The sequence below is a fragment of the Streptomyces sp. NPDC030143 genome, from assembly GCF_055573695.1.
On sequence record NZ_JBVIAY010000003.1, the window covers coordinates 494657 to 503279 of the forward strand.

The window sequence follows — 8623 nt, forward strand, 5'->3', positions numbered from 1 at the left end:
CGCCCGTCACCCTGCCCGGCGGTGCGAGAATCCCCGCATGGCGGAAATCATCCAGAAGGACGGTACCTGGGTCTTCGACGGCGACGCCGTGCGGCTGACCCCGGGAAGGGACAAGAACGTCAGCCTGTTACGCCGGACCCTCGGCGAACTCGTCGTCCCCCTGGGGGCGTTGGCCGGGATCTCCCTGGAGCAGGGGAAGAGGTCGGGGCGGCTCAGGCTGCGGCTGCGGGACGGCGCCGATCCGCTGCTGCACGCGACCGGGGGCCGGCTGCCGGAGACCCACGACCCCTACGGGCTGCTGGTGGAGGGCGACCGGTACGGGGTCGCCGAGTACCTCGTCGACGAGGTCCGCAACGCGCTGCTGCTGGACCGGGTTCCCTCCGACCCGGTGGACTCCTATCTGCTGCCGGGCCCGTCCGTTCCCCTGTCGGCGTCCGCGGGGGACGGCACCGCGAGCTTCGACGGCGAGCGGGTGCGGCTGGAGTGGAACTGGAAGACCGAGGAGGCCAAGGCCGCCGCCGGCACCCGCACCCTGCCCCTCGCCGAGATCACGGCCGTGGACTGGCACCCGGCCGTCGGCCTGGAGAACGGCCATCTGCGCTTCACCGTGCGGGGGGCGGCCACCAAGGCCCCGCCCAAGTACGACCCCAACGCCGTCGAACTGTGGGGCTTCCGCAAGGACCCCCTGATGGCCCTGGTCGCGGCGGCCGTCCAGGCCCGCCTCCCCCACCCCTTCGCCTCCCCCGAGGACGCCGTACCGCTCCCCGGGCCCGCCGCCCCCGCCGACGACGGGCACGACGCGCTGCTGCGGCGGCTGCGCGAGCTGGGCGAACTGCACCGCGACGGTGTCCTGACCGACGAGGAGTTCGCCCTCGCCAAGCAGGCGGTCCTCGGACGCCTGTGAGGACCGCCCCCCGAGGCGGTGTGCCCCGCCTTCCGGGCACACCCGGTGCTACTTGGCGCGGCGCGCCACCGTGAAGTGGTCGATCCGGTCGCCGGTCTCTGCGATGCCGCTGACCTTCAGGGTGGCGTAGTGGCCGCGGGGCGCCGGGGTGACGTCGACGCGCAGGAACGAGTAGTCGAGGTAGCGCACGCGCGACCAGTCGACGGTCTCGTTCTGCTTGCCGCCCTTCTGGACGACGTAGGAGGGGACGGACTCGACGTCCTTCTCGTGGCCCTCGTAGGACTGGTCGGCGCTGAAGGCGTACAGGCTGCGGCCGGCCGCGCCGGCGGTGACGTAGACGACGCCGTCGGTCTCGGGGTAGGCGGTGCCGCCGATCGGCAGCTTCCTGGCGACCTGGCCGCCCTTGATGACGTCCGTGCGCTCGTAGACGTGGTTGTGGCCGTTGATCACCAGGTCGACGCCGTACTTCTCGAACAGCGGCACCCACTCCTGGCGCACGCCGCCCTCGGAGGCGTGGGAGGTGGAGGTGCAGTAGGCGCAGTGGTGGAAGAAGACGACGACGAAGTCGATGTCCTGCGACGCGCGGAACCGCTTCAGCTGCGTCTCCAGCCACGTCGTCTGGGTGCCGCCGGAGATGCCGAGGTTGGCGGGGATCTCGAAGGAGATGTCGTTGGCGTCGAGGGAGACGACGGCCGTGTTGCCGTGGGTGAAGGAGTACACGCCGGGCAGGCGGGCCCGGTCGGGGCCGTTGTCGGGGAGCACCCAGCGGGCCTCCTCGCCGCCGTAGCCGGTGGGCGAGTACCAGGCCTCCATGTCGTGGTTGCCGTACGCGACCATCCACGGGACCTGCTTGGCGACCGTCTCGGTCTGGGCGAGGAACTGGTCCCAGGTGCGCGCGTCGAACCCGGTGTCGGTCTTCAGGCCCTGGCCCGAGGGGTCGCCGTAGGCGATGTCTCCGGCGTGCAGGTGGAAGGCCGGGTTCTGGCCGAGGATCAGGCTGTCGTTGGCCAGGGCGTGGTAGCTGACGCCCTGGTCGCCGAAGGCGGTGAAGGTGAACGGCTCCTTCTTCGCCGGGGCGGTGGTGAAGGTGCCGAGGGTGCCGAGCAGGTGCGGGGCGGCCGGGTCGAACCCGGCGTGCCCGACGCCGTAGTAGTACGTGCGCCCGGGGCGCAGGCGGGTGAGCTCGGCGTGGACGTAGTACTGGGTGTGGTCGCCGCTCGCGCCGACGCCGGCCGGGGTGTGGAGCGTACGTATCTCGGCAGGGATCTTGTGGGAGAGGTCCCAGGGGTGGGCGCCGATGCGGACGAAGGGCTTCTCCACGGCGACCGGGACCTGCCAGGAGATCGTCATCTCGGTGCGGGCGTCGGTGCCGTAGGCGAGGTGGCGTCCGAAGGGGGCGACGAGGGCTCCGTCGACCCGCTCGGCGCGCGGGGCGGTGCGCGGCGCGGCCTGGGCGGTGGCGCCCGTCACGAACGCGCCACCGGTGACGGCGCCCAGGGTGACGGCGCCGCCTCTGATCATCGTGCGCCGGGAGAACGTGGAGCGCAGGTACTCGTGCTGCTCGGCCATGCTCATGCGCTCGGCGAGCCGGGCGGGTACGCCCATGCGGGGAATGTCCATGGCGTCTGAAACTCGTCCCCCCGGGCGACGAGCCGCGGGCCGCCGGATGGACGGCTCACGAACAGGCACTCATGAGAGGTTCAATGTTCCGCCAAAGATCCCCCTCAGACGTCTGCCCGAAATCGGGCAGGTTTCTTGCGAAAGTCGCGCCAGTACCCCAGGATCTACCGGGTGCACGACGAACTCCTTGATCATCTGATGCGGTCCACACCGCTGAACCGGGGCGAGGCCCTACGGGTGGTCCAGGACGTGCTCGCCTTCTTCGACGAGACGACCGAGGACTACGTCCGTCGCCGCCACCGCGAACTCCAGGCCCAGGGCCTGGTCAACGCGGAGATCTTCGAACGGATCGGGGCGGACCTGCAATACCGAGCGGTCGCCCCGCCCGAGCTGTCGCTCAGGCAACTGCGGCGGATCGTCTACGGCTGAACCGAAGCTTGGGGATACCTCTACATGTGCGGAATTGTCGGATACATCGGGAAGCGTGACGTCGCCCCCCTCCTCCTGGAAGGCCTCCAGCGACTGGAGTACCGCGGCTACGACTCCGCGGGCATCGTCGTCTCCTCCCCGAAGTCGGCCGGTCTGAAGATGGTCAAGGCCAAGGGACGCGTCCGCGACCTGGAGGCCAGGGTCCCGGCCCGCTTCAAGGGCACCACCGGCATCGCCCACACCCGCTGGGCCACCCACGGCGCCCCCTCCGACGTCAACGCCCACCCGCACCTGTCGGCCGACCACAAGGTCGCCGTCGTCCACAACGGCATCATCGACAACGCCTCCGACCTGCGCCGCAAGCTCGAGGCGGACGGAGTCGAGTTCCTCTCCGAGACCGACACCGAGGTCCTCACCCACCTCATCGCCCGCTCCCAGGCCGAGAAGCTCGAGGACAAGGTCCGCGAGGCGCTGCGCGTGGTCGAGGGCACCTACGGCATCGCCGTGATGCACGCCGACTTCCCCGACCGCGTCGTCGTCGCCCGCAACGGCTCCCCGGTCGTCCTCGGCATCGGCGAGAAGGAGATGTTCGTCGCCTCCGACATCGCCGCCCTGGTCGCCCACACCCGCCAGATAGTCACCCTCGACGACGGCGAGATGGCCACCCTCAAGGCCGACGACTTCCGCACCTACACCACCGAGGGCACCCGCACCACCGCGGAGCCCACCACCGTGGAGTGGGAGGCCGCCTCCTACGACATGGGCGGCCACGACACCTACATGCACAAGGAGATCCACGAGCAGGCCGACGCCGTGGACCGCGTGCTGCGCGGCCGCATCGACGACCGCTTCTCCACCGTGCACCTCGGCGGCCTCAACCTGGACGCCCGCGAGGCCCGCCAGATCCGCCGCGTCAAGATCCTGGGCTGCGGCACCTCCTACCACGCGGGCATGATCGGCGCCCAGATGATCGAGGAGCTGGCCCGCATCCCCGCCGACGCCGAGCCCGCCTCGGAGTTCCGCTACCGCAACGCGGTCGTCGACCCCGACACCCTCTACATCGCCGTCTCCCAGTCCGGTGAGACGTACGACGTCCTGGCCGCCGTCCAGGAGCTGAAGCGCAAGGGCGCCCGCGTCCTCGGCGTCGTGAACGTCGTCGGCTCGGCGATCGCCCGCGAGGCTGACGGCGGCATCTACGTGCACGCCGGCCCCGAGGTCTGCGTCGTCTCGACGAAGTGCTTCACCAACACGACCGTCGCCTTCGCGCTGCTCGCCCTGCACCTCGGCCGCACCCGTGACCTCTCGGTCCGCGACGGCAAGCGGATCATCGAGGGCCTGCGCCGGCTGCCCGCCCAGATCGCCGAGATCATGAAGGGCGAGGAGGAGATCAGGAAGCTGGCCGACCAGTTCGCCGAGGCCCGCTCGATGCTCTTCATCGGCCGCGTCCGCGGCTATCCCGTGGCCCGCGAGGCCTCCCTGAAGCTCAAGGAGGTCTCCTACATCCACGCCGAGGCCTACCCGGCCTCCGAGCTCAAGCACGGTCCGCTCGCCCTGATCGAGCCGGCCCTGCCCACGGTCGCGATCGTCCCCGACGACGACCTGCTGGAGAAGAACCGCGCCGCCCTGGAGGAGATCAAGGCCCGCAGCGGCAGGATCCTCGCGGTCGCCCACCAGGAGCAGGAGAAGGCCGACCAGACCATCGTCGTCCCCAAGAACGAGGACGAACTCGACCCGATCCTCATGGGCATCCCGCTCCAGCTCCTCGCGTACTACACGGCGAAGGCCCTGGGCCGCGACATCGACAAGCCGAGGAACCTCGCGAAGTCGGTGACGGTCGAGTAGGACGCGCCCGCCGAGGCCGACCACCGCAACGGACCCCCGCGTGATGCCGACCGTCACGCGGGGGTCCGTCCTGTCACCGGGGACGCCCGACTCCCCGGCGACGGCTGCCGGTCAGCCCGTGGCCGTCACCCCCGGGCGGGCAGCGCGTCGCGGAAGCGCCGTCGGCCAGTGGGCCATCGCCGCCGTCGCCGCGTACCAGGCCACCGCCCCGGCCGCGACGGCGAACCAGCCGCCGACCTTGGTGAGGGCGTCGCCGCCGGCGAACCGGGCGACGGCCATGAGGACCAGCGCGACCAGGAACAACCCGTAGGTGCCCCGCGTGAGTTGGTCGCCGCCCGCCGCGGTCAGGGAGAGCGCCACGAGGGCGAACAGGAGCAGGAAGAGTCCCGCGGCGTTGTCGGAGACCCGGGCTCCGGCGGAGACCGCCCAGGTGAACCAGAAGGCGCCGAGGACCACGTACGCCGTGCCGTCGGCGGCGTCGCGGTCGCGCAGGGCGAGAAGACCGGCGACGAACAGCGCGACGCCGCCGATGTAGTGGGCGATGGGCACGGCGTCCGCCGCCGTCACGCCGTCGATCAGGTCGGTGTACCCGAGTCCGAACGCCAACAGGGTGACACCCAGGGCGAGTCGGCCGACGGTCGCGGTGGTGCTTCCCGCAGAGACGTCGTTGTCCACGGCGGGCTCCCTTCATGCGGTGTGCAGTTGTGGTGCGGTGACCGGTATATGCCCTTCACAAAGGCACAAACACTTCTACGCGCGAGTAGGTTCATGCGTCGCGGCAAGTGGGGTGAGGGGGTGCCCAGGGCTCATCTCACCTGGGAGGACGCCGAGTTACGGAATGACGACGACGGGCCGCTTGGCCCGCTTGGCGAGCCGGCCGGCGACCGAACCGAAGATCCGCCCGACGATGCCGTGCGTGGAGCCGACGACGATCGCGTCGGCCTCGTACTCGCGGCCGACCTCCTCGAGTTCGTGGCAGATGTCACCGCCGCGCTCGACCAGGATCCAGGGCACCTCGGCGAGGTAGTCCGCACAGGCCAGCTCCAGCCCGAGCACCTCGGTGCGGTGGTCCGGCACGTCGACGAAGACCGGCGGCTCGCAGCCGGCCCACACCGTGGTGGGCAGCCGGTTGGCCACATGCACGATGATCAGCCCCGCGCGGGAGCGGTGGGCCATGCCGATGGCGTAGGCCAGGGCGCGCTCGCTGGAGGTGGAGCCGTCGAAACCCACGACCACGCCGTGCTTGAAGGCGGGATCGCAGCTGGGGCGTGCCTCTTCCGCCGCCAGGGGATCGGCCGCCGTGGGGTCGGCGACCGGCCGCTTGCGGTCCGCGGGTTCGAAGAATTCGTGACCGGCCATGGCTGTCTCGGCGTATCGATCCTTATACGGGTGGGACGAGCTGGAGCGGCGGAGCTGTCCGGGAATCATCTTCCCAACCCCATACCCTCCAGGGTACGGCGGCACGCCTCGTCCGCCCAGATCCCGCGTGTGGTCCGTGGGGGTTCCAGGGAGCATGCACGAGGGGGCGCCCGTAACGCAATGGTTGCTGTCCCGTACAGGCGGTTTGCACGGACTTCACTCACACCGGCCCGCCAGAGACAGTGACCGACCCGCCGAACGGGCGTTGATCACGGTGCACCACCGCCCACAGAGGAGCCCGCCCCATGCCGCCGTCCCGCCCCCACCCCGAGGGCCCCGTCGGCGACGACAGGACGACCGACCTGATCCGCTGGGCGGCCTTCAGTTGCGTCCTCGTCCCGGTGGTCCTCCTCTGGTACGGCACCTCCCTCGCCGGCGCGGCCGGGACCGCCCTCGGCCTCGCCGCCGTCACCGCCGTCTGCCGGCTGCTGCTGCGCCGCTCCGAGCGGTGCGCCGCCCGGCCGCTCACCGAACACCACGAGGCGCACGCACCGCACCGCGGACGGCGTCAGCGCACCGGAACGGGGTCGCACCGTGGCGGTCGTCACCCCGGCGGAACCACACCGGTCGGCTGACCGGTTTTCACGCACGCGCCCACCTGTTTTCAGCCAACTTCCGGATACCGCGCCCCCCTTGCCGTGAGCACCCCCCACCCCCCGTTCGACCTGCACGGAAAGGGCCTCAGGGGCCCTGCGCACCCTACGGAGATTGGCCACTGCCACAAGGCGCACTTCCCTGCACGACCCACGAGTGCAACGCTTCGTGATCGAATGCTTCACGCCAAGTTGCCATGTCGACAATATGCCGGGTGCTGAACTGGCCACTCCGGCATCGCGCGACACAGTAGATTCGATCTTGACTGTCTACGGCGGGGGACTCGTGCAGGACCGAGGGGAAACGTGCAGGAGCGACACAACCGAGGAGCCGCGACCACCGAGGGGGGCTTAGCAGTATGAGCCACGACTCCGCTGCCGCGCCGGAAGCCGCGGCCCGGAAACTGTCCGGGCGACGTCGCAAGGAGATCGTCGCGGTGCTGCTGTTCAGCGGCGGCCCCATTTTCGAGAGTTCCATTCCACTGTCGGTGTTCGGGATTGACCGCCAGGACGCCGGCGTGCCGCGCTACCGCCTACTGGTGTGCGCCGGCGAGGACGGCCCGCTGCGGACCACAGGGGGCCTGGAACTCACCGCACCACACGGGCTGGAGGCGATCTCCCGGGCGGGCACGGTCGTCGTGCCGGCCTGGCGTTCGATCACCTCACCGCCGCCGGCGGAGGCGCTCGACGCACTGCGCCGGGCGCACGAGGAGGGTGCCCGCATCGTGGGTCTGTGCACCGGCGCGTTCGTGCTGGCCGCGGCGGGCCTGCTGGACGGCCGGCCCGCGACGACGCACTGGATGTACGCACCGACGCTGGCCAAGCGCTATCCGTCGGTGCACGTCGATCCCAGGGAGCTGTTCGTCGACGACGGCGACGTGCTGACGTCGGCGGGTACGGCGGCCGGGATCGACCTCTGTCTGCACATCGTGCGGACGGACCACGGCAACGAGGCGGCCGGCGCGCTGGCGAGGCGCCTGGTCGTACCGCCGCGCCGGAGCGGGGGCCAGGAGCGCTACCTGGACCGCTCTTTACCGGAGGAGATCGGCGCCGACCCGCTCGCCGAGGTCGTCGCCTGGGCGCTGGAGCACCTCCACGAGCAGTTCGACGTGGAGACGCTGGCCGCGCGCGCGTACATGAGCCGACGGACGTTCGACCGCCGGTTCCGGTCCCTGACGGGCAGCGCCCCGCTCCAGTGGCTGATCACACAGCGCGTGCTGCAGGCGCAGCGTCTGCTGGAGACCTCCGACTACTCGGTCGACGAGGTCGCCGGCCGCTGCGGCTTCCGCTCGCCGGTGGCCCTGCGTGGTCACTTCCGGCGCCAGCTGGGATCGTCCCCGGCCGCGTACCGGGCGGCGTACCGGGCCCGCCGACCGCAGGCGGAGCGCTCACCGGTGGACAGCGAGCCGTCGGCACCGGTGGCAGCGGGTTCCTCCGGGAGCCCGGTACCGTCGCTGCATCCGGAGAGCGGGGTACCGCCGCAGGTCCGCCGCACGGCGAGCGCCGGTGCGGGAGCGATGGGCGCGGCGAACCCGGCGTCGTCAGCCGCGCTCGCCGACCACGCGCGCGACGCGTACGCGGGGTCACGGGCGAGCCTGCCGGGGGCACGTAGCGGGATGTGAGCCCAGGTGGCCGGAGGGGGGGGGGGGGGGGGGGGGGGGGGGGGGGGGGGGGGGGGGGGGGGGGGGGGGGGGGGGGGGGGGGGGGGGGGGGGGGGGGGGGGGGGGGGGGGGGGGGGGGGGGGGGGGGGGGGGGGGGGGGGGGGGGGGGGGGGGGGGGGGGGGGGGGGGGGGGGGGGGGGGGGGGGGGGGGGGGG

8 protein-coding genes are annotated in these 8623 nt (G+C 71.7%); 5 read left to right on the forward strand and 3 right to left on the reverse strand.

Annotated features, from left to right (window positions below):
• Positions 1-37 precede the first annotated feature (37 nt).
• The gene (locus ACZ4YY_RS08305) at positions 38-904 is read left to right on the forward strand and encodes a DUF4429 domain-containing protein (protein ID WP_468285232.1); all 867 of its coding nucleotides are present in this window, start codon (positions 38-40) and stop codon (positions 902-904) included.
• A 48-nt stretch (positions 905-952) separates the two neighbouring features.
• Here the strand turns inward: ACZ4YY_RS08305 and ACZ4YY_RS08310 are convergent, their stop codons facing one another.
• Positions 953-2509 carry a purple acid phosphatase family protein gene (locus tag ACZ4YY_RS08310; RefSeq protein ID WP_468285297.1) on the reverse strand — a complete coding sequence of 519 codons (1557 nt, stop codon included), beginning with the start codon at positions 2507-2509 and terminating at the stop codon, positions 953-955.
• 186 nt (positions 2510-2695) lie between these two features.
• Here ACZ4YY_RS08310 and ACZ4YY_RS08315 point away from each other — a divergent pair, with 186 nt between their 5' ends.
• Complete coding sequence (locus ACZ4YY_RS08315; RefSeq protein ID WP_468285300.1) at positions 2696-2953, forward strand: hypothetical protein; 258 nt, start codon at positions 2696-2698, stop codon at positions 2951-2953.
• Between the two features lie 24 nt (positions 2954-2977).
• A complete protein-coding gene (gene glmS / locus ACZ4YY_RS08320) occupies positions 2978-4795 on the forward strand; it encodes a glutamine--fructose-6-phosphate transaminase (isomerizing) (RefSeq protein WP_468285235.1) in 1818 nt (605 codons plus the stop codon).
• Between the two features lie 111 nt (positions 4796-4906).
• Here glmS and ACZ4YY_RS08325 read toward each other — a convergent pair whose 3' ends face one another.
• Together ACZ4YY_RS08325 and ACZ4YY_RS08330 are read right to left on the reverse strand one after the other, a co-directional pair.
• On the reverse strand, positions 4907-5470 hold the full coding sequence (locus tag ACZ4YY_RS08325) for a GPR1/FUN34/YaaH family transporter (protein ID WP_468285238.1): 564 nt from the start codon (positions 5468-5470) through the stop codon (positions 4907-4909).
• Positions 5471-5626: 156 nt separating this feature from the next.
• The gene (locus ACZ4YY_RS08330) at positions 5627-6154 is read right to left on the reverse strand and encodes a universal stress protein (protein ID WP_468285241.1); all 528 of its coding nucleotides are present in this window, start codon (positions 6152-6154) and stop codon (positions 5627-5629) included.
• Between the two features lie 305 nt (positions 6155-6459).
• On the opposite strand from ACZ4YY_RS08330, the gene ACZ4YY_RS08335 reads away from it, so the two are divergent.
• On the forward strand, positions 6460-6789 hold the full coding sequence (locus tag ACZ4YY_RS08335; RefSeq protein WP_468285242.1) for a hypothetical protein: 330 nt from the start codon (positions 6460-6462) through the stop codon (positions 6787-6789).
• Positions 6790-7166: 377 nt separating this feature from the next.
• Positions 7167-8429, forward strand: coding sequence for a helix-turn-helix domain-containing protein (locus tag ACZ4YY_RS08340; RefSeq protein ID WP_468285244.1), 1263 nt, complete (start codon positions 7167-7169; stop codon positions 8427-8429).
• Positions 8430-8623 lie beyond the last annotated feature (194 nt).

Coding starts and splice junctions, on each gene's coding strand:
- glmS (WP_468285235.1), top strand. CDS start 2,978: ATGTGCGGAATTGTCGGATACATCGGGAAGCGTGACGTCGCCCCCCTC.
- ACZ4YY_RS08305 (WP_468285232.1), top strand. CDS start 38: ATGGCGGAAATCATCCAGAAGGACGGTACCTGGGTCTTCGACGGCGAC.
- ACZ4YY_RS08335 (WP_468285242.1), top strand. CDS start 6,460: ATGCCGCCGTCCCGCCCCCACCCCGAGGGCCCCGTCGGCGACGACAGG.
- ACZ4YY_RS08310 (WP_468285297.1), bottom strand. CDS start 2,509: ATGGGCGTACCCGCCCGGCTCGCCGAGCGCATGAGCATGGCCGAGCAG.
- ACZ4YY_RS08340 (WP_468285244.1), top strand. CDS start 7,167: ATGAGCCACGACTCCGCTGCCGCGCCGGAAGCCGCGGCCCGGAAACTG.
- ACZ4YY_RS08330 (WP_468285241.1), bottom strand. CDS start 6,154: ATGGCCGGTCACGAATTCTTCGAACCCGCGGACCGCAAGCGGCCGGTC.